We start from the raw sequence: 19,529 nt of genomic DNA, 5'->3' as shown, positions 1-19,529 counted from the left end.
GACGATGAAAATTTTGGTAACGGGTAGCGCGGGGCGAATCGGACGCGTGGTGTGCGCACTGCTGGAGGAGCACGGGCACACCGTTCGGGCCTTTGACAAGGAGCAGGGCGACCTGCGCGATATGGACGCGGTCACTGCCGCTGTACAGGGTATGGACGCGGTGGCGCATCTGGGAGCGATTCCCTGGGCAGTCCCCGGCAAAGACTACGAAGTGATGTCGGTGAATGTGCAGGGCACTACCAATGTGCTGCTCGCCTGTGTGACCCACAGCGTGAAGCGCGTTGTCGCCTACTCCAGTGTCAATGCGTTCGGCTCGTTTGCGATGGAGCGCGACGTCATCCATCTGCCTGGCGGCGACGACTATCCGCATGGCTCGTTCAATATCTACCAGCTCTCTAAGCACCTAAATGAAGAAACCTGCCGCTACTTCGCACAGCGGCACCAGATGACGATTCTGTGCCCCCGCCCGGTTTTTGTGAGCAGCGCGGAGCACTACCCCAAGTGGAGCGAGAATAGCAGCGATGGGCACCTCACCGATTTGATCAGCTACGTGGACGTGACCGATGTGGCCGAGGCGACCCGTCTTGCGCTCACAAAACCGGAGATCAGTGGCTTTCATGCGTTCTTGCTCGCCGCCGATGACACGACCTCCGTCCATCCGACAGACGAGATTGTCGCTCGTCGGCTCGCGGAAGTCCCCTGGCGCACTCCCAAAGCCGACTGGCTTGCGGGAAATCCCTACCGTGGCCTGATTGACTGCCGCGTCGCCAAAGAGCTTCTCGGCTGGCAGCCTCAAGTGAGCTGGCGGACGGCATGAGGACAAGACTCCTGGTGATCGGCGGTTCCGGCCACGTCGGTAGCCTGATCCTGCCGTATCTTGCCGCGCACTACGCGCTGCGCGTCTTCGACCTCAAGAAACCCGATTCCCTTCCCCTTTCGCAGGAGGGGCAGCAGACGGAATGGATCCCGGGCGATGTTCGCGACTTTGAGGCGCTCAAAGTGGCCTCGCAGGACTGTGAGAAGCTGCTCTACATGGCCATGGGCAACCACGATGGCAACACAAACCCGACGGCACAGTTCGATGTGAATGTCACGGGGCTCTATCTCGCGCTTCGGGCGGCACACGCAGCGGGGATAACACATGCAGCGCTCACCAGCTCCATGTCGGTCTATGAGCAGCTTGGACAGCGCTTTTTCTGGGACGAGGACACGCAGCCCGATGCCCACCACCACTACGGACTCACCAAGCGCCTCGGCGAGGAAGTGGCGCACTCGGCGTGGCGGCAGTGGGGAATCTCCGTCAATGCCCTGCGTCTGTGCCTGCCCGTGACGGCGGAAAGCTGGCGCGCGCTGGCAGCCGACGGGCGGCAAGATATCCACACCGAGGCGGGCGATGTGGCGCGGGCTATTCTAGCGGCTCTCGAAAACTCATTTGGTGGCTTCCAGTCCTTCATGATCTCCGGCGACTGGCAACAAAAACGCATGAACCTACGCAAGGCAAAAGCGATGCTCGGCTGGGAGCCTCAAATGCGCGACAATAAACGCGACAATAAACAAGAGCAAACATGAGCAATGACGACGCTCTGACGGCACTCACTGCCTGGTTCTCGGGCCAAGCAGAGCGCCCTGAGCTGCCTGAAACCTGGGACGAGGCTTGGACACTGTGCGCGGTCGAGGAAGCGGTGCGCTTGGAGCGGAGCGAGCACGCACGGCGCGGGATTCCCCGCCAGATCACCACCGACACCCAGCTCGATGTCGGCATCTGGACGCGGCACTGTGAGCGCACCCTCGGCAAGACAGGGATCGCGCCAATGCACCTAGGCTGGTTTCGGCTTCACGCCTCGGGTAAGCTCTGCCGATTAGGGCGGCTTCAGTTCGCAATCGAGACGACTCAGTGGGACGATGTCCCTGGGCTGGAGAAAGGCGATAGCGTGCTGGGGATGCACATCCCCGCTGAGGCACCGCTGGATATCGCGGAGTGCCGGAAGTCCCTCGCGGCGGCGTTCCCATTCTTCGATACCCACTTCCCCGAGCTGCCCCCCGCCAAAGCCATTGTCTGCTCGTCCTGGATGCTCGGCGATTGGCTACCGGAAGCGGCGGGCGTGGGAGGAAGCCTGGATCAGTTTCAGCAGCTCTTTCACTTGCTCCCCGGCAGTCATAGTCCGGGGAGTGCGTGCTATTTTATCTTTGGCTACCGCGAGGTTGACCCCGCCACAGCCCCCCGCGACACCACACTGCGCCGTAACTTGCTGGCACTGCTTGAAGCCGATAAGCCCGTGAACTCCGGGCGCTGCTACTTGCTCCGAGGCGAGGTCGAGCGCTAAGCTCCCTGACGCATCCGGTAGTGCAGAGCAGGAGTAATCCCCTGCGGTGCCGCGTCCTACCCGTGCAAACCCAGCAACAAATTGGTAAAGTGATCGTCAAAGCACTATGGTAGATCCACATCCATTCTCACTACACGATGCTACTGTTCTGGTACACCGAATTCGCACCTTACTGGATGCCAATGATACGGCTGCCGCAGGCCAAGTAATTCATATTCTACGCCTACGTTTTCCGGATCACCCAGAGATCGAGCAGCTTGAGCAGGATCGCGAGGCGCTTTACCATCCGGAGATAGAGCAGGTCTCGTTCCTCGAGGATCTGCTCCAGTCCCTCCCGTCGGCACGCATCCTGATTACCTTAGGCGCACTGGTGGTAGGTGTAGGCATCCTCCTGTTTATCGCACAGGAACGACTACCTGCCGTTGTGGTGGCGTTTGTGGGTAGCCTTGTGATCGTCGGTAGCGTGTTTCGAGGAAGGATCGAGGAAGATCTCTGAGTGTTCTTGCTAAGCAGACTCTTCCGTGGTAGAGTGATCGGGTTCGGCTGTTTATAACGGCACGAAACAGGCGTGCGGCTCACCGCCGGGGGGCGGAAGCGCAGGCTCATTAATATAAAAAAACCCTTTAGAGGAGTTAGTAACCCCCATGCCCCTTCCCTTAGAAAAAACGGCGAATGTGATCGCCGAGTACAAGACTCATGAGAGCGACACAGGCTCTCCGGATGTCCAGATTGCGCTGATGTCCGCGCGTATCAGCCAGCTCACTGAGCACCTGAAGATCAATAAAAAAGACCACCACTCCCGCCGTGGGATGTTTCTGCTGATTGGCCGCCGCAAGCGTATGCTGGTCTATCTAGCCAACACGGATATCGAGCGCTACCGCATCCTTTGCCAGCGGCTCGCAATCCGCACAAAGCTTTAAGGGGCGCGTTCGCGACCCGAGTACAAAGGGTGCACCGCGACAAGTGAGCGGCGCACCCTTTGTGCATTTCTGTCCTTTTTGGGCACCTACCGCCCCTTCGTGGGCACCTCTAGCGTTATTGCGTTGTAAGAAAAGAGTAATAAATTTATGTCCGTGCAGTCTGTAGAGTTCACGCTTCCTGATGGTCGCGTGGTCTCCATTGAAACGGGGAAGTTAGCCAAGCAGGCCAACGGCTCCGTCGTCGTCAAAGTGGGCGATACCTACGTTCTCTGTAACGCCACGATGAGTGGTGAGCCCAAGAGTGGCCTCGACTTCTTTCCCCTCACCTGCGACTTCGAGGAGCGAAAGTACGCAGTCGGAAAAATTCCTGGTGGCTTTGTCAAGCGTGGTGGCCGCCCTTCCGAGAAAGCGATTCTCACCTGCCGCCTGATTGACCGCCCGCTGCGCCCGCTGTTTGACAAGAACATGCGCAACGAGACCCAGGTAATCGTGATGCCCCTCTCCGTTGAGATGGAGAACCTCCCCGATGTCTACGCCGTTCTGGGTGCATCGGCGGCGCTGCATATCTCGGATATTCCATGGGCCGGGCCGATTGGCTGTGTGCGCGTCGGAATGAACGAGGCGGGCGAGTTTTTAATCAACCCCAGCCAGGACGCCATCGCGGCCAGCGACCTTGATCTGGTTGTGGCCGGAACTGCGAAGGCGATTTTAATGATTGAGGCCGGTGCCAACATGGTGACCGAGACCAAGATGCTCGAAGCCTTCGATGTGGCTCACGAAGTCATCAAGACCCAGTGTGCCGCCATCGAGAAGCTGCGCGAGCTGGTGGGCAAGCCCAAGCGTGAGATCAAGCTCCACGAGTACAACAAAGAGATTCTTGCGGTGATCCGCGAGCGCTTCTCCGCGGAGCTGCGCGCCGGCCTGCAAGATCCCGACAAGGCTAGCCGCGAGGCAGGTCTGACGATCCTGATCAATGGCGTCGTTGAGAACCTCACCCCCGAGTACCCCAACAATATCAGCGATCTGAAAGAACTCGCCGATAAAGTCGTCAAGGAGCAGCTGCGCGACCTGATCGTCACCGAAGGCAAGCGCCCTGATGGCCGTGGCACCAAGGATATCCGCGAGATCACCTGCGAAGTGGGGCTCCTGCCGCGCGTGCACGGCACCGGGCTCTTTACCCGGGGCCAGACCCAAGTTCTCACGGCGCTTACCCTCGGCTCGCCTGGCGATGCGCAGATGGTGGACACGCTTGAGGAAGACGGCGAGAAGAAGTACATGCACTTCTACAACTTCCCGCCCTACTCCGTCGGGGAGGCACGCCCTCTGCGTGGTGCGGGTCGGCGTGAGATCGGCCACGGTGCGCTTGCTGAGCGTGCGCTGATCCCGGTACTTCCCGAAGGAAAAGACTGGCCCTACACGACTCTCTTGACCTCGGACGTGATGGAGTCTAACGGCTCGACCTCTATGGCGTCTACCTGTGGCTCGACCCTCGCCCTCATGGATGCGGGCGTCCCGATCAAGGCGCCGGTTGCGGGAATCGCGATGGGCCTGATCAACGAGGGCGACAAGTTCGCGGTGCTCACGGATATCCAGGGCATGGAGGACTTCTCCGGCGACATGGACTTCAAGGTGGCCGGAACGGCGGAGGGCATCACCGCGCTCCAGCTCGACACCAAGATCCAGGGCATCCCACGCCATGTCTTTGTGGACGCGTTTGAGCAGGCTCGCGTAGCCCGTCTCTACATTCTGGACAAGATTGTCGAGGCGATCCCCGAGTACCGCAAGACAGCAAGCCAGTATGCTCCGCGTATTATTACCGTGCAGATTGATCCCGAGCAGATCGGAATGATCATTGGCCCGGGTGGCAAGACCATCAAGAAAATCACCGCAGACACCGGTGCGAAGATTGATATTGAGCAGAGCGGTCTGGTGCACATCACCGCCGTGGACGGCACGTCGGGAGACGCGGCCCGTGCCATCATTGAGGGCATGACCAAGACTCTCACACCGGGCGAGATCTACGATGGTGAAGTGGTGCGCTTCCTCCAGTTCGGTGCATTTGTGGCGCTACCGGGTGGGAAAGACGCGCTGGTTCATGTCAGCCAGCTCTCCGACCCGCCCCCGAGCCGTCCTGAGGAGAACCTCAAGATCGGCGACACGATCCGGGTGCGCATTACCGAGATTGATAGCCAGGGCCGAGTGAACGCCACTGCGCGTGACCTCGATACTCCCTTCGATCCGGCCAGCCCCGAACCAGGCCGTCCACCCCGCGGCCCACGCCCCGGTGGTGACCGTGGCGGCCCCGGCGGTTTCCGTGGTGGAGACCGTGACCGTGGTCCGCGCCCCGGTGGTGATCGTGGAGGGGATCGCGGCGGCTTTCGTGGTGGAGACCGCGACCGTGGCCCGCGTCGTGAAGATGTCACGGCGTCCTCGCCTGCTCTCGACCCCGTGGTGCAGCCCGTGGAAGAAGACGGCGACGATCTTCCGAAGGCCCGCTTCCGTCCGCGACGGTAAGCATTCCCAAAGCCCCCTCTCGCTAAACACGGCGAGAGGGGGTATTATTTTTTCATGTCACGCATTTTTCTACTTACGCTTCTTGGCGCACTCGCTCTCCCCTCAATGGCTCAGACAATGAAGCCGACCCAAAGATTTAGTGTCGGCGCAGGGTCTTTCTACCCTGGTGGCTCAGACAACAACCGCCATTCAAACACCAGCTTCACGTACTGGCCAGGTTTTCATGGTGGAACCTTTACCCGTCTAGTTTCGGTCTATCTGGACACCAACCGGCGCAAAACGGTGACAGGTACCGGTACAACCGCCGTGACAAAAGCGATGGCGACACAAGGGCTGGGTTTGAGCTTTAAAGCTAACATTCTGCCCTTCACCTGCCCTGGAATCTACCAAATCGTGGGTATTGGTTTCTATCAACGGCGTGTTTCCGAGGGCACAGCGCACACCACGGGGTATTCCCCAGGTGGTAAGTTTGGAGTTGGCTACCAGCAAGGCTCTCTCTTCGTCGAGGCCGACTACACTGTCGTAGGCCATATTAAGAACAACGATCCAAGCGGCCTGGGGCTACGTGTCGGGGTTCGGTTTTAACGGAGCGCTGTGAGAAGTCTCTCCGGCTCATCCACAGAGAGCGCGATGTCTCGTCTCCAAATGCCGCCCGAAGAATTGTTTTATCTTCGGGCATGGTTTTTATAGGTTCGACTTTTCTCCGTGTAGAAAAACTCGTTTTCCGCCGGCTTACGGCGCACTTGTGGCCCGACAAAGGCGTAGCCGTGGACAATCCCCCACTCCACCGTCAGCATTCCTGCCGTCAGTGCTGCAAAAAAAAACCGCCACGCGCTACATGACTGTTTGGCTCACCCCGATTGCCGCTACATCGCTCCCGCTCAACTTCGCCAGCTGGTTCGTCACGGCGGGGAATGAGTTACCCTCCAACTCTTCGTCTGATTTGGTACAATGCCTCCTGAAGGCTCGCAACACGCGGGCAACGAAACTTTTTAGGAGCAAATTGTGGCAGTTCATAATGTGACACTGATTCGTGGAGATGGGACAGGACCGGAGCTAGTTGAGGCAACGCGACGGGTTCTAGAGGCAGCCGTGGCGACCAGTGGGTCGTCGTTTAACTGGGATGTGGTCGAGGCGGGCGTGGACATCATGGAGACGGCAGGAACGCCGCTTCCCGATAACGTGCTGGCATCGTGCCGTAAGAATAAAGTAGCACTCAAAGGCCCGATTACCACGCCCATTGGCACGGGATTCCGGTCTGTGAATGTCGCCCTCCGCAAAGAGCTGGATCTCTACGCCTGTATCCGCCCCTGCAAGACCTACGAGGGTGTCCGCTCCCGCTACGACGACATTGATATTGTGATCGTCCGCGAGAACACCGAGGATCTCTACGCCGGAGTCGAGTATGACTTGGGCAGCGATGAGGCCAATCTAATCATCAAGATGGCGGGCGGCAAGATCCGCTCTGACTCCGCGATCTCCATCAAGCCCTTCTCCGTGACGGGCGTGCGGCAGATCATTAAAGTCGCGTTTGAGTACGCCATCGAGAACAACCGGAAAAAAGTGACTGCGGTCTGCAAGGCCAATATCATGAAGTACACCGACGGCATGTTCTACAAGATCGCCCGCGAAGTCGCCGCCGCCTACGGAGCCACCTTCGCGCCCGGCACGCCGCTCCCTGCCCAATCTGATCCGACGATGGCCGATTGCGCCGGAAAAGCCGCTGGGATTGTCTACGACGAGTGGTTGGTGGACGCGATGTGTATGCAGCTTGTGCAGAAGCCCGAAAACTACGACATTCTGGTCATGCCCAATCTCTACGGCGATATTCTCTCCGATCTGGGCGCGGGCCTCGTCGGTGGCCTGGGTGTCGCGCCGGGTGCCAATATCGGGGCAGACTGTGCGCTCTTTGAGGCAACCCACGGCTCCGCGCCCAAGTACAAAAATCAGAACAAAGTCAACCCCACGGCGCTGATTCTCTCAGGCTACTTGATGCTCAAGTACCTGAAAGAGGACGCTGCCGCCGACCGTCTGGAAGCCGCGATCAAGAAGGTCATCGCCGAGGGAACCCATGTCACCTACGACATGAAACCCGACCGCAACGACCCCACCGCCGTCGGTACCGCCGAAATGGCCGACGCGATCATCGCGGCACTGTAGAAGTCGCCATGCCTTCCGCGTCCCTAGGAATCTGGCAGAGTCGGCGCAAGGTCTCTCTTGATGAGATCGAAGCGGCACACACCTCTGTCGGTGGAACAGGACGCGGGAGGCGCTTTGCCACCCAGCAGATCAACCACGCCTACGTGGTACTGCTCTCTTCCCAATTTCAAGGCTTCTGTCGCGATCTCCACAGTGAGTGTGGCGACTTTCTCGTCAGTGCCATCGGAAATGCAACACTTGAAGCCCTCTTCCTTGATGAGCTTCGTCGAGGCAGAAAGCTGGATCAAGGCAACCCAAACCCAGGAAATATAGGTACGGACTTTGGCCGGTTTGGTATCACGTTCTGGCCAGAGGTTCTCCGAGCAAGCTCCCACAGCCTGGCACGCAAGAACTACCTGGAGACCATGAACTCCTGGCGCAATGCAATTGCCCATCAGGATTTTTCAAAAGTGGGAGGTACGGGAACAGTACACCTGGCAACCATCAAGCAATGGCGAAGCTCTTGCAACGCTCTGGCAGTAACTTTTGACGGTGTGATGAAGCAGCACCTGCTGACAGCCACAGGAAGGACACCATGGTAAACTTTATGTACAAGAGGATTCTATGGCCACTCTAACTCAAACAAAATCAGTACATCGTCCCGAGGCAAAAGGCCTCTTCAAAGTCGGGGATCGTGTCAAGTTTCAGCGCGTCTTGCACTGGCTGGAAGGAGTCATCGTCGAGGATCGTGGAAATATTGGTATCGGCGGACGGCGGCTCTATGGCATCCAGGTCTCCGTTGATCCCCAGGAAAACGCCGACGACACCCTCTACTTCGAGCGCCCCGAGTCCGATCTCGCTCCTCTATAAGTTCTCGTAATGCTCCTTTCCTGGCTCATTCCTGTCCAAGCTAACTCCAAGGAGCCTAGCGACGAGAAAGAGTCATGAGCGGCAAGATTATTTTGGTGAACGGGGCATCGAGTTCTGGGAAATCAACGCTTTGCCGGGCGCTCCAAGCCGCGCTCCCAGAGCTGTTCTGGTACCTTAGCATAGACCACTTCCGCGAGCTAGGAATCGTCCCCTGGGAGCGCGTTCGAAGCGGCGAGTTTGATCGACAAGCGCTCCGACCCGCGCTCTTTGAGGGTTTCTACCGCATGCTCCCCGCGCTCGCGGAGGCGGGCAACAACTTGCTGATCGAGCATATTTTGGCCCCCAACGACTACCCGGAGCGGCTTTTCGAGGTGCTCGCACCCTTTGAGGTATTCTTTGTCGGGGTGCATTGCCCTCTCGACGAACTAGAGCGCCGGGAGCGCGAGCGCGGAGACCGCCCCATCGGGGATGCCCGGCAGGACTCCGCCGTTACCCACACCTACGGCGCATACGATATAGAGGTAGATTCCACGCAACCCGTGGCGGAAAACGCAGCCACCGTGATCACTGCCTGGAAGGCACGGAAAGTACCCACTCTCCTCAGGCCCATTCATGGGTCTTGCCGACCACCCAAAGGGTACCCGGCGGGGCGCTTTAGCCACTCGAAGTTTCCGCCGACAATCCAAACATGAGCCCAACCTACACCCAACCTGGAAATATCTATCTGTGGCCGCTTACCATCGCCGCCGGGATCGCTTTTGCCGCTGGTATGTTTGCAACAGTCCCGCTGGCACTCATCCGGGTTATCTACCTACTTTCTATATTTGCCCTCCCCCTCGCCCTCGTAATACGGATTTGCTTCAAGCGTCTTGCTGGTTTGGCTTTGGGGCTGATTCTCTTCGCACCCTTTGGCTTCGTTGGTACGATGATCTGGGAATCAGGAGACGAGATGTGCCATAAAGCCGCCCGAAATGGCAGTGTGGAGTGGCTCCGCACGGTTCTAACAGGCGGCCCTGATGTGGTTGACACCCACGGCAACTCGCTTCTGATGAAGGCCGCACAGTACGGTCATACAGGCATGGTGCGCGAGCTGCTAAAACGTGGGGCTCGCACAAACTACCGCGATGGCGACGGCGATACAGCCCTGACGAGCGCAGAGAGACATGGTCATGCCGAGTGTGCCCGCCTGCTTCGTGCCGCAGGAGCACACCGCTAGGATTTTCCATGTCCTCCGTCGCAGGGAATCTGTACGCTTGTGCCGAACTGAGGGGCATCATGCTAATTCTTCCTTTTCTTCCTTTGATCGCGCTGGCTTCACCGGCGCAACCGCCTATGAATATCAATACTCTCCGTACTGCCCTGAGCGCCGCAAAACCAAGTGCGAGCCTGGCCGAGCCCCTGCGCAAGTGGTTCGGAGCCGAGAACCTCAAGCGGGGGGCGCTCAAGACCGACGAGCTCAAAGTGGCGTTCGCAATTGAGCTGGCCGAGGGCGAGCCGGAACCGAAACTGGTCAGCGACGATGGCGCGTGGTCGCTGCCACTCAAATCAATTAGCGGCTCGACGATCTGGGCGGCGACGGCGGAGCTTCCCGAAGGCTTTGGAACCCGCTGGAAGCTTGCGGTCGGTGGCAAGGCGCGTGGTGGCGGGGAGCTGGAGGTCTACACAAACCCACCGGAGAGCAAGAAACAGCCCGGCGTCCCCGAGGGCAAGCTGACACAGATGTCTGCCTGGAAGAGCAAGGTCTACGAAGGGACGGTGCGAAACTGGTGGGTCTACGTACCCGCGCAGTACGATGTCAGCAAGCCCGCAGCCGTGATGCTCTTCATGGATGGCCACTCCTACAAAGACTTCGTGCCCGTCGTGCTGGACAATATGATTCACAAAGGCGAGCTGCCCGTCTCCCTCGCGATCTTTATCGCACCGGGCCACAAGGGCGACGAGCCGCCTGCCAACGGCTGGAATGGTAACAACCGCTCGGTGGAGTACGACACCGTCTCGAACCGCTTCTCTAAGCTCATCGTGGACGAGATACTGTTAGAAGTGAGCCTGAGCTATAAACTACGAGATGACGCGGCGGGACGGATGGTGGCGGGCATCTCCAGCGGCGGGATCTGTGCCTTCACGCTGGCCTGGGAGCGCCCCGACCAGTTCTCAAAAGTCCTGAGCTGGGTGGGAAGCTTCACAAACCTACAGGGCGGACCGACGGGCGTCGCGGGGGGAAATACCTACCCAGCGATTATCCGCGACAAGCGCGGCTGGGATCAGAAAGGCGAGCCTAAGCCGATTCGGGTGTACCTGCAAGACGGTGCCAATGACCTGGACAACAAGGCGGGAAACTGGCCCCTCTCCAACCAGCAAATGGCAAAAGCTCTCGCCTTTGGCAGCTATGACTACAAGTTTGTTTTTGGCAATGGCTTCCACAGTGACCGCCACGGGCGGGCAACTCTCCCCGACGCACTGCGCTGGCTCTGGCGAGACACGAAATAAAAACAAAAAGCCGCACGGTTGTTCAAACCGTGCGGCCTTTTTATTGTGTCACGAGCGCTCTAGCTTAATGTCCGTAATGATAACCTCGCCACTGGTTCCACCAACCTGAAAGGCCATGACGGCGGGCGATTTCGGGATGGAGTCCGTCTTAACAGGAAGCCGAAACTCCTGCCAGTCTTTCGTGAGTGCCACCTCATGCGCCCAGGACTCCGCCTGAGCATCTTGCAGTGCGGTTCGGATCTTCCGTGGCCGCCCCGCACGCGCCTTGAAGCGAAGGACAAACGGTTTGTTCACAGCAAGAACATCGGCGGGCACCGGTTTTTCCAGGTGCAGATCATAGACACCGTTGCCAGGACGTAAGACATTGATTTCATAGATGGGGGGATGTGAGCCCCCATCGGTCAGTACTTCCATCGTGCCGTCCATCGCATTTACGGCAGCCAGAGCCCAGCCTTGATCATCTACCAGGAGCTCTCCGCTCTGTGTCAGGATTGCAGGCACGGCGGCGGCGCAGGTAGCCAGCAAACAAACCGCGAGAAAATGTCGTCGTTTCAGCATAGTGTGTGTTAGATCTTCCTTAGAAGGGATCAGAGTTACCTCTTATGATTCCATACTCTATGACGAATACTTATCAGTAATTATGCCAGATTGTTCCCTATTCTTTTTTCAAAGTTGCCACGCACGAATGTAATCAATCTCCATTTGTGCGGGAAAGGGCGTCTTCGTATCTGGGAAGCCGGGCCAGTCGCCGCCGACAGCCAGATTCGCCAGAAGATACATCGGTTCTTGAGGGACGTGCTCACCGGTGCGAAACTGCTCCACCCCATCTACGCTCCAGATCAGCGCATCGGGCTTCCAGACCAGGGTAAACGTATGGAAATCTTTGGAGAAATCCGGGCCACGTAGCCGCCCCTGCTGGTTTGGAACACTCCCAGAGCTGGCGCGCCAGTGGTTGGTAAAGTAGACACAGGTGGGATCGTGCCCCAGAATCTCCAGGATATCAATCTCCGGTGGCCAAGCCTTGCTTGTCGGCAAGAGCCAGAAAGCGGGCCAGAGTCCTTTGCCTTTAGGGAACTTCGCACGAATCTCAAAACGACCGTACTTTTGCGAGAACTTACCGTAGGAGGCGACCATACCGGATGTATAGGGCATCCCGCCCGCCGCTTGACGACGGGCAATCAAGATGAGCTTGCCCTCACGGAGTGTGTAACCGTTTGTGGAGTAGTACTGCTGCTCATGGTTTGAGTGTGTTCTCACCCCATCCGGGTACGAGTCAATCCACTTGCCTGTATTCAGTGCGCTGCCGTCGAACTCATCCGCGAACGCCGCACGGCCCGTAGCGGCGTTGGGGAGAGACAGTAGCACAGGGGCAGGGCTTGTGCTTGAGGCAGGCGGGGTTAGTGGCTTAGGTGCCCGCACCAGAAGCGCCCCTCCAGCGAACACACCCAAGGCAGCAAGCACGGCTCCACTAGTCGTCTCAAGTTGAATTTTCAAATGTGGACGAGCTCCGCGCCAACGAGTTCCACCGCCCCGGCCCGAAAACCACTGTGGATCGCAATCATAGACTCCCACTGCGCCATCGTGGTAGTCACAATCTCGTAGCGGTATTCTTTCCACTCCGCAGTCAGAGGAATCGTTTGTTTAAAACAGTCGGGAAATCCTGGCACATTGCGCTGCATGATAATCGTGATCTGCGAGATGGAGGAGGAGCGTCCCCAGAAACGCAGTTGGAGTTTCTCCCCACTCTTGAAGGCCACGCCCAGCGCATTCGAAATACCGACATTCCACGCTTGTATACCTGGCTGATCGGTGACTATTTTCATTCCCGTGAGTGAGGCCCCTCTGACCGTCTCCGAGAGGGTCGTCATGTTGCCCACGGCACCTTTTTCCGTATAGAATTTCCACTTCGTCAAAGAAATCAGGTTCTGCGCTGAGGACGAATTTCCCCTGGCAGTTTTCAGAGCCACTCCGCCAGGCTTTCGGAGTGCCACAGCGGCAAAGGCTCCCCCCAAAACAACGGCGATACAGACCATTCCAAGCGGTTTAATAATAATGCGCATCTTCACCTCCCCCAATATAGTTGATAGCTCTAATAGTTGGTAGCACAAGGATCGAACTTTAGAAAATGGGAACGTGGGGAGACCAGGCACCGTTGTTCAGACAGATGTACACCCTGATTTTTTCGACCGAGATGAGCACATCGCAGGAAGCACTCTGGCGCTTTCACGATAGTACGGACGCACTGACACGGATCACACCACCTGGAACGAAAGTACGTCTTCTTGATCCGCCCGCGCAGCTCTTCGAGGGGGCCGTGTTTACACTGATTATCTCCCAGCCACCGATCTATCTGCCCTTGCGCTGGCGTTGTGAGTTCACTCACTACGAGCCGCCGTCGCGCTTTGTGGATCGCCAGGTGCCTCAGAAGGGGCCGTTTGCGCTCTGGGAGCATGAGCATCGGTTTGAAGCGCTCTGGCCAAACCAGAGTCGGCTGGTAGACACCATCACGTACACGCCTCCACTGGGGCCGCTAGGCAGACTAGCCGATGCGCTCTTCATCCGTCGCCAGCTTATCCAGATGTTTGCCCACCGACACCGTGTCACAAAAGAGGCACTGGAAACCGTTTAGCACACTCAGAGCCGTACGCGATAGAGTTCGCGGATTCCAGCGGTCGGCTCGTCAGAAAATAGAGACTGTGAATAATTGCGCAACCTCGTGACTTTTCCTGGTCTGAGCTGCTCTTAGGAGTAGATAAGAACGAGGTGCGGAGAGAAATGGGAGGAGAGAAAATATGTTAGCGATGCTTGAGCTGCTGGTTCGATATCACTATGTAGAAGATGTCCCTGGGCTGACGGAGCTACGGGAGAGAGAAGGGGAGAGTCGCGACAATGAATCGGGCAGCACTGTTAACCAAGCTAAACAGGAGCGGCTTTCTGACGCATGCGGCGGAGAGCGACCGGGTGCTGGTGCATCCAGCACGCAGCAAGTACGAGTGGGCGGAGGACGAGCTGAGGTTCCGATCCGCCGTGCTCGACGCGGACGGAAGTATCGTCTCGGTCGGTTGGCCGAAGTTCTTCAATCAGGGCGAGTGGCCCGCGCACGACAGCGTGATTGCGCAGGAACTGGCATCGGGCAAGGCCGTGATCACGCACAAGCACGACGGGTCGCTGCTCATCCGTTCCGTCCTATCGGACGGTCAAATCCTCCTGCGTACGCGCGGCTCGTATGACGGAGGCGAGTACGGCAGGGCAGCGGAGCTAGTCGCGAAGGCAAAGTATCCCGCCCTACTTGATCCGACCCTCTTCCCCCACGGCTCCTTGCTCTTTGAGTACGTCGGCAAGGCAAACCAGATCGTCGTGCGTTACGAGGGCGAGGACGACTTGATCTTCCTCGGGGCGGTCGTGCATAATCCATTCCGCTACTTCTCGTTTGCTGAGCTCAAGCCTCTCGCTTTGCAGTTGGGTCTTCGCCTAGTCGAGACCTACGACTGGGCCAAGACTGGTGCCATCAACGACGTTCTCTCACTCGTGCAGGACTGGAACCACGCAGAGGGTGTCGTCGTGCGCTCCGGCGATGGTCAAACACTGCTAAAAATTAAATCCGCGTGGTACTTTGCGCAGCACGCACTGCGCTGGCACATGACCTACGCCAGCATTGTCCGCTTTGTTTTAGACGGCGGCATCACCGACGAGGCGGGATTAGAAGCGGGGCTCGCAAAAGCGGGGTGGGACTTTGAGATCATTGCCAAGGCCAGAGAGCACTTCGCGCTCTACAAGCTGCGGCGCACAGAGGCCGAGGCACTGAAAGCGGCGACGGAAGCAATCATCGCCGGGTTTAATGGCTCCGGAATTGAGGACGAGGACGAGCGAGCACGGCGCAAGGCCTTCGCGGCACTGATATTTTCACAGCACGCCCCGCTTGCCAAGTACGCCTTCACCCTCTACGATGGCAAGATCGAGCTGCTGGAGTCCGTGCTCCTCAAAAATGTCATCTACCAGCGTTAATCCCCTAGCGCGAGAGTTCGGCACAGATATGAGCGGTCGCCTTGCTCTTATTGAGCGTGTAGAAGTGCAGCCCCTCTGTCCCTTCTGCCAGTAGCTCCTGACACTGCGCTATCGCATGGCCGATTCCCACGTCGTAAACGGCGGCGGGATCGGCCTCGACCGCCTCTAGGGTTAAGAGTAGCTCTTGCGGGATCTTCGCACCACAGCGCGTGACGAAACGCTTGATCTGGGCGACATTTTCAATGGGAATCACTCCCGCGAGAATCGGTACGGTAATTCCCGCGGCGCGACACGCATCCCGCCAGCGAAAGAAATCTGTATTGTCGAAGAAGAGCTGAGTAATAATAAAACGGGCTCCCGCATCTATCTTCGCCTTAAGTGTCTCGATATCGCGTGTGGGATTGAGGCACTGGGGATGCCCCTCGGGATAGCCCGCCACACCGATACAGAAGTCGTGGCGCGCTGCGACAAAGCCTGCCAGTTCATTGGCATAGGCAAACCCATTTTTAGGCGCTTTGAAGACCAACTGACCGTTCTCAGGGTCGCCGCGAAGCGCTAAGACATTACGGACACCACCGTCCCAGAGAGTCTCCAGGTGTGCATGCATCTCCTCTTGATTGTGGTGCAAGCATGTCAGGTGCGACATCGTGCGAATTCCCAGCTCTCTTTGGATACGCAGGGTCAGCTCTAAAGTCTGCTGCGTTCCTCCCCCCGTTCGGGTGATAGAGATAAAATCAGGTTTGAGTGCTTGAAGCTGGTGAATGGTCTGAAAAAGAGTCTCCGCACCGGCTGCATTCTGGGTAGGGTAAAACTCGAAGGAGATCGTAGGGCGCACACGCCCGAAGAGTTCATCAATCCGCATGGTATGCCATTGTATCGTAACCAGGTATACTCTAGCCTTATGCCTGAGTCCACGCTGATCGTCATTCCGACCTATAACGAAAAAGAGAATGTGGTAACACTGGTAGACCAACTACGCCAGAATGTCCCTGAGGCGCATCTTCTCATCGTGGACGATGGCTCGCCAGATGGAACCGGCGCCCTTGCTGATGGCTTGGCGGCGAGCGATCCACAGGTGCATGTGCTGCACCGCACCACCAAAGATGGGCTTGGGCGTGCCTATGTCGCGGGGTTCACCTGGGGGTTGGCGAGAGACTATGTGCGCCTGGTACAGATGGACGCGGATCTTTCCCACAACCCGTGCGATGTCCCCCGCTTGCTTGCTGCCGATGCGGATCTGGTTATCGGCTCACGGTATGTGCCCGGAGGCGGAACCGTCAACTGGGGGGCGGGCCGCCGAGTGCTCTCACGCGGCGGCTGTCTCTACGCACGCACAATTCTGGGACTTCCCCTTCAGGATCTCACTGGGGGCTTCAAGTGCTGGCGACGCGCGGCACTGGAAGCCGTCAACCTGCCCGAGATACGCTCCAATGGCTACTCGTTCCAGATCGAGATGACCTGGCGTGCGCTTCAGGCAGGCTTCAAAGCCACCGAAGTGCCTATCGTCTTCACCGACCGTGTGGACGGTGTCTCAAAGATGAGCAAGCGAATTGTTTTTGAAGCAGTCGGGCTGGTCTGGCGGCTACGTCTGACGCGTCCGGCGCTGCACCAGTAGGCACAGCCCGGCCCCGAGCCCTAACAGCGCCAAGGTTCCTGGTTCGGGAGCCACGCTGGTGAACTGAAGACGCATCACGGGGACACGCGGCCCTAGTGTCGCATCCTCGACGGTGGCGGTGCTGGTATTACCGACCCGAGCGGCTGCAACGGCATTGTTGAGGGTGCCGTCTAGCTGGAAATCCGATGCCGCATTGCCCGTGTGCCGAACCTCCAAAACCAGATCCCCGCCGGTATAAGTGTACTTTCCACCGCTCAAATTGAAGGCAATCTGCGGCCCGAAGCTATTTGGATTCCCCCCAAACGGCAGAGACCCCAGAGCCATCATGAGACTCCCGCTCCGCATCTGCATTCGTGTCCCGCCAAAGTAGTTGTCCGCAAACGTCGAGGACATCGTTGTGGGAGTAAGTGCCGCCTGTCCTAAAAATATATCGTAGCTAGCAAAGTTCAGATCTAACGGTGGCTGGCTTACCTCCGACTTGTCCAGTCGAAACGCAAGTCCTTCAAGCGTGTCACCCACCGAGATACCACCGAGCTCAGATGCGCTCAAAATGACTTGCAGCGTCCGTGCCACGCTCCGAATCGGGGTATTCGTCCCCGAGTTCCCGTCCACACCCACCGCTGCCGTGGGAACCACGGCGAAACTTTGTGCCCAACCCCTGCCCGATAACGAAAGTGACAGCACTATCGCCAGCCCTAGAATCTTTCTCATTTTAACTCTCCTCGCTACCTAGCAATTCAAGCAAGAATCGTGCCAGAAACTAAATAGATTAGTCGCTCAGAGTGGGATCGCCAAGCTGCTTGAGGAACGCAAAAGGAATCACGAGAATTGCAGCAATAAGCGTCGCAAAACGCGCTTCATTGGGCAGAAATGTCGCGGAGGCAATAGCGATCAGGATCAGTATAAACTTTGCCAGAAGCGGCCAGATTTCCCGGAGCAGCTCCCCGCGCATCTTGCCCCCTCGCCCTGCCGTCTCCCAGAAACCGCTCACCAGCAATGCCGTGCCACAGTGCTCACAGCTCTCGTGCTCGGGTAGGCTGAGGCTCCCACACCGTGGGCACACCGACTCACGGGTGGTGAGGGTCTGACCCAGCCGCTCCGGATGGGCGCTTTCGGTCACGTCCAGCCGCGTCAGGCGGATCTTACTTGCCAAGTTGACACCCGCTGCACTGCCCGCATGCAATCGCTCCGCCGCCGCATAGGCTTCGATGGCCTCCTCAGGGTAGCTTGCCTGCCGTAAGGCATCGCCTAAAAGCTCCTGCGCCACGGGATCGTCTGGCCGCAACCCGACATATTTTAGCCGCAGCGCCAGAATCTCTTCTCGCCGCCGGGTGTCGCCGGTTTGTTCTTTGTGAAACTGCACTCGCTCCACACCCCACCAGACAAGCACGAGAAAAATTAAAATCGCTGAAATCACAGCTTTCTTAACGTCGTGAGAGGAAGGTTAGTTACGGGTTGCCCTCTTCACCTTACCCTGGAAGATTTCACGGTAAAAAGATTTCGCGGTAAAATGCGCTCTGCATGAGCCTCATTACAATCACTGATTTAGGGAAAGACTACGGGCCGGACACGGTTCTTGATGGCATCTCGCTGCGGCTGGCGCGGGGCGAGAAAGTGGGAATTGTCGGGAAGAACGGCGGTGGGAAGACGACACTACTGCGGCTAATCTTAGGAATCGAGGAGCCGACGCGGGGGAAAGTCGGTGTGGCACGAGGGATTCGGATTGGGTATCTCTCGCAGATCGCGCGGCTCGATGACTCCAAGACGATTCTCGAAGAGGCGGAGACGGCGCTGGCGAGCGTGGCCGATGCGGAGACGCGGCTGCGTGAAGCGGAACTCGCCCTAGCCAGTGAGCCAGAAAATGAGGATCTGCTCGATGCGCTCGGTGCGGCGCAGGATCGCTATGAGTTCTCTGGTGGAGAGGCGGCGCGAGCATCGCTACTGGCGTCTTTGGAGGCGATGGGTCTGCCCGAGAAAGACTGGGACAAGCCCGTGTCGGTGCTCTCGGGCGGCGAGAAGACGCGGCTCTCGATGGCAAAGCTGCTCGCCACAACGCCCGATGTGCTCGCGCTCGATGAGCCAACCAACCACTTGGACATCCGCGCCGTGGAGTGGCTCGAAGGCTTCTTGCAGCGCTTCCCCGGCGCCGTTCTTCTTGTCAGCCACGACCGGCGCTTTTTAGAGAACACTGCTAACGCCATCTGGGATGTCGAAGCCATGGGCGCGACTCCCTACAGCGGCGGCTACACGTACTACAGAGAGAAACGCGAGCGCGTGCGCACCGAGCAGTTGGAACTCTACCAGCGCCAACAGGCCGAAATTGCGAGAACTGAGGAGTACATTCGGCGCAATAAGGCGGGGCAAAACACGCGCATCGCCATGGGCCGCCAGAAAAGATTAGACAGACTGGAGCGTCTGGAGCGCCCCGACTCTGACCCGCAGGGCGTGAAGGCAAAGCTTGCCACCTCGGGGCGCAGTGGCGAGAACGTCGTCGTGGCGGAGAAAGCGAGCAAGAAATTTGGCGATCAGCCGATTCTTGACAAAGTGGACTTTATATCTCATGGTTCGCTCATTTTTTGTGGCGGTAAAACAGATTGCTCTACCAGGCGAATGTACACCCCTGGCAAAGAGTCCAGCAGTTTTAGAATTCGCTCT

The 19,529-nt window shown here is 58.1% G+C and carries 24 protein-coding genes; 17 read left to right on the top strand and 7 right to left on the bottom strand.

Annotation, left to right across the window (positions count from 1 at the left end; genetic code table 11):
- The first annotated feature begins 4 nt into the window (after positions 1 to 4).
- From ACH2ED_RS02235 to ACH2ED_RS02205, 7 genes are all read left to right on the top strand, one after another.
- Positions 5 to 817 carry an NAD-dependent epimerase/dehydratase family protein gene (locus ACH2ED_RS02235; RefSeq protein ID WP_395088561.1) on the top strand — a complete coding sequence of 271 codons (813 nt, stop codon included), beginning with the start codon at positions 5 to 7 and terminating at the stop codon, positions 815 to 817.
- Positions 814 to 1,569 carry an NAD-dependent epimerase/dehydratase family protein gene (locus tag ACH2ED_RS02230; protein WP_395088560.1) on the top strand — a complete coding sequence of 252 codons (756 nt, stop codon included), beginning with the start codon at positions 814 to 816 and terminating at the stop codon, positions 1,567 to 1,569. Before ACH2ED_RS02235 ends, ACH2ED_RS02230 begins: the two co-directional genes overlap by 4 nt.
- Positions 1,566 to 2,324 (top strand): acyltransferase domain-containing protein, encoded by a 759-nt coding sequence (locus ACH2ED_RS02225; protein WP_395088559.1) that lies wholly within the window; start codon positions 1,566 to 1,568, stop codon positions 2,322 to 2,324. The genes ACH2ED_RS02230 and ACH2ED_RS02225 overlap by 4 nt, the downstream gene beginning before the upstream one ends.
- A gap of 106 nt (positions 2,325 to 2,430) precedes the next feature.
- Complete coding sequence (locus tag ACH2ED_RS02220) at positions 2,431 to 2,820, top strand: hypothetical protein (RefSeq protein ID WP_395088558.1); 390 nt, start codon at positions 2,431 to 2,433, stop codon at positions 2,818 to 2,820.
- Positions 2,821 to 2,968: 148 nt separating this feature from the next.
- Entirely contained in the window at positions 2,969 to 3,244 is a 276-nt protein-coding gene (gene rpsO / locus ACH2ED_RS02215) for a 30S ribosomal protein S15 (protein ID WP_394794523.1), read from the top strand.
- A 147-nt stretch (positions 3,245 to 3,391) separates the two neighbouring features.
- Positions 3,392 to 5,758, top strand: coding sequence for a polyribonucleotide nucleotidyltransferase (locus ACH2ED_RS02210; RefSeq protein ID WP_395088557.1), 2,367 nt, complete (start codon positions 3,392 to 3,394; stop codon positions 5,756 to 5,758).
- Positions 5,759 to 5,812: 54 nt separating this feature from the next.
- The gene (locus ACH2ED_RS02205; RefSeq protein ID WP_395088556.1) at positions 5,813 to 6,343 is read left to right on the top strand and encodes a hypothetical protein; all 531 of its coding nucleotides are present in this window, start codon (positions 5,813 to 5,815) and stop codon (positions 6,341 to 6,343) included.
- 80 nt (positions 6,344 to 6,423) lie between these two features.
- On the opposite strand, the gene ACH2ED_RS02200 is transcribed toward ACH2ED_RS02205, so the two are convergent.
- The gene (locus ACH2ED_RS02200) at positions 6,424 to 6,555 is read right to left on the bottom strand and encodes a hypothetical protein (RefSeq protein WP_395088555.1); all 132 of its coding nucleotides are present in this window, start codon (positions 6,553 to 6,555) and stop codon (positions 6,424 to 6,426) included.
- Positions 6,556 to 6,763: 208 nt separating this feature from the next.
- Between ACH2ED_RS02200 and ACH2ED_RS02195 the strand changes: the two genes are divergently transcribed.
- From ACH2ED_RS02195 to ACH2ED_RS02170, 6 genes are all read left to right on the top strand, one after another.
- Complete coding sequence (locus tag ACH2ED_RS02195) at positions 6,764 to 7,918, top strand: isocitrate/isopropylmalate dehydrogenase family protein (RefSeq protein ID WP_395088554.1); 1,155 nt, start codon at positions 6,764 to 6,766, stop codon at positions 7,916 to 7,918.
- Between the two features lie 8 nt (positions 7,919 to 7,926).
- Positions 7,927 to 8,499, top strand: coding sequence for a HEPN domain-containing protein (locus tag ACH2ED_RS02190; RefSeq protein WP_395088553.1), 573 nt, complete (start codon positions 7,927 to 7,929; stop codon positions 8,497 to 8,499).
- A gap of 22 nt (positions 8,500 to 8,521) precedes the next feature.
- Positions 8,522 to 8,767 carry a hypothetical protein gene (locus ACH2ED_RS02185; protein WP_395088552.1) on the top strand — a complete coding sequence of 82 codons (246 nt, stop codon included), beginning with the start codon at positions 8,522 to 8,524 and terminating at the stop codon, positions 8,765 to 8,767.
- A 74-nt stretch (positions 8,768 to 8,841) separates the two neighbouring features.
- Entirely contained in the window at positions 8,842 to 9,459 is a 618-nt protein-coding gene (locus ACH2ED_RS02180; protein ID WP_395088551.1) for a chloramphenicol phosphotransferase CPT family protein, read from the top strand.
- The gene (locus ACH2ED_RS02175; protein ID WP_395088550.1) at positions 9,456 to 9,983 is read left to right on the top strand and encodes an ankyrin repeat domain-containing protein; all 528 of its coding nucleotides are present in this window, start codon (positions 9,456 to 9,458) and stop codon (positions 9,981 to 9,983) included. Before ACH2ED_RS02180 ends, ACH2ED_RS02175 begins: the two co-directional genes overlap by 4 nt.
- Before the next feature lie 116 nt (positions 9,984 to 10,099).
- Positions 10,100 to 11,254, top strand: a complete 1,155-nt coding sequence (locus ACH2ED_RS02170; protein ID WP_395088549.1) for an alpha/beta hydrolase — start codon at positions 10,100 to 10,102, stop codon at positions 11,252 to 11,254.
- 48 nt (positions 11,255 to 11,302) lie between these two features.
- Here the strand turns inward: ACH2ED_RS02170 and ACH2ED_RS02165 are convergent, their stop codons facing one another.
- The 3 genes from ACH2ED_RS02165 to ACH2ED_RS02155 all read right to left on the bottom strand — a co-directional run bounded on the left by ACH2ED_RS02165 (position 11,303) and on the right by ACH2ED_RS02155 (position 13,314).
- Positions 11,303 to 11,812, bottom strand: coding sequence for a hypothetical protein (locus ACH2ED_RS02165; RefSeq protein ID WP_395088548.1), 510 nt, complete (start codon positions 11,810 to 11,812; stop codon positions 11,303 to 11,305).
- Positions 11,813 to 11,920: 108 nt separating this feature from the next.
- The gene (locus ACH2ED_RS02160; protein ID WP_395088547.1) at positions 11,921 to 12,748 is read right to left on the bottom strand and encodes a family 16 glycosylhydrolase; all 828 of its coding nucleotides are present in this window, start codon (positions 12,746 to 12,748) and stop codon (positions 11,921 to 11,923) included.
- On the bottom strand, positions 12,745 to 13,314 hold the full coding sequence (locus ACH2ED_RS02155; RefSeq protein ID WP_395088546.1) for a hypothetical protein: 570 nt from the start codon (positions 13,312 to 13,314) through the stop codon (positions 12,745 to 12,747). Before ACH2ED_RS02155 ends, ACH2ED_RS02160 begins: the two co-directional genes overlap by 4 nt.
- Before the next feature lie 92 nt (positions 13,315 to 13,406).
- Here ACH2ED_RS02155 and ACH2ED_RS02150 point away from each other — a divergent pair, with 92 nt between their 5' ends.
- Positions 13,407 to 13,883, top strand: a complete 477-nt coding sequence (locus tag ACH2ED_RS02150) for a cyclase (RefSeq protein ID WP_395088545.1) — start codon at positions 13,407 to 13,409, stop codon at positions 13,881 to 13,883.
- 260 nt (positions 13,884 to 14,143) lie between these two features.
- Positions 14,144 to 15,259 carry an RNA ligase gene (locus ACH2ED_RS02145; protein WP_395088544.1) on the top strand — a complete coding sequence of 372 codons (1,116 nt, stop codon included), beginning with the start codon at positions 14,144 to 14,146 and terminating at the stop codon, positions 15,257 to 15,259.
- A gap of 4 nt (positions 15,260 to 15,263) precedes the next feature.
- On the opposite strand, the gene metF is transcribed toward ACH2ED_RS02145, so the two are convergent.
- Complete coding sequence (metF, locus tag ACH2ED_RS02140) at positions 15,264 to 16,121, bottom strand: methylenetetrahydrofolate reductase [NAD(P)H] (RefSeq protein WP_395088543.1); 858 nt, start codon at positions 16,119 to 16,121, stop codon at positions 15,264 to 15,266.
- A 39-nt stretch (positions 16,122 to 16,160) separates the two neighbouring features.
- Between metF and ACH2ED_RS02135 the strand changes: the two genes are divergently transcribed.
- Positions 16,161 to 16,874, top strand: coding sequence for a polyprenol monophosphomannose synthase (locus tag ACH2ED_RS02135; RefSeq protein WP_395088542.1), 714 nt, complete (start codon positions 16,161 to 16,163; stop codon positions 16,872 to 16,874).
- Here ACH2ED_RS02135 and ACH2ED_RS02130 read toward each other — a convergent pair.
- The gene (locus ACH2ED_RS02130) at positions 16,842 to 17,585 is read right to left on the bottom strand and encodes a PEP-CTERM sorting domain-containing protein (RefSeq protein WP_395088541.1); all 744 of its coding nucleotides are present in this window, start codon (positions 17,583 to 17,585) and stop codon (positions 16,842 to 16,844) included. The genes ACH2ED_RS02135 and ACH2ED_RS02130 overlap by 33 nt on opposite strands.
- A 58-nt stretch (positions 17,586 to 17,643) precedes the next feature.
- Positions 17,644 to 18,264 (bottom strand): hypothetical protein, encoded by a 621-nt coding sequence (locus ACH2ED_RS02125; RefSeq protein WP_395088540.1) that lies wholly within the window; start codon positions 18,262 to 18,264, stop codon positions 17,644 to 17,646.
- A gap of 131 nt (positions 18,265 to 18,395) precedes the next feature.
- On the opposite strand from ACH2ED_RS02125, the gene ACH2ED_RS02120 reads away from it, so the two are divergent.
- The coding region (locus tag ACH2ED_RS02120; protein ID WP_395088539.1) for an ABC-F family ATP-binding cassette domain-containing protein at positions 18,396 to 19,529 on the top strand (1,134 nt) is incomplete at its 3' end.

This window comes from Armatimonas sp. (assembly GCF_043757465.1).
In the GTDB taxonomy this organism is placed as follows: Bacteria; Armatimonadota; Armatimonadia; order Armatimonadales; family Armatimonadaceae; genus Armatimonas.
This window is presented reverse-complemented; position numbering and strand designations above follow the sequence as displayed.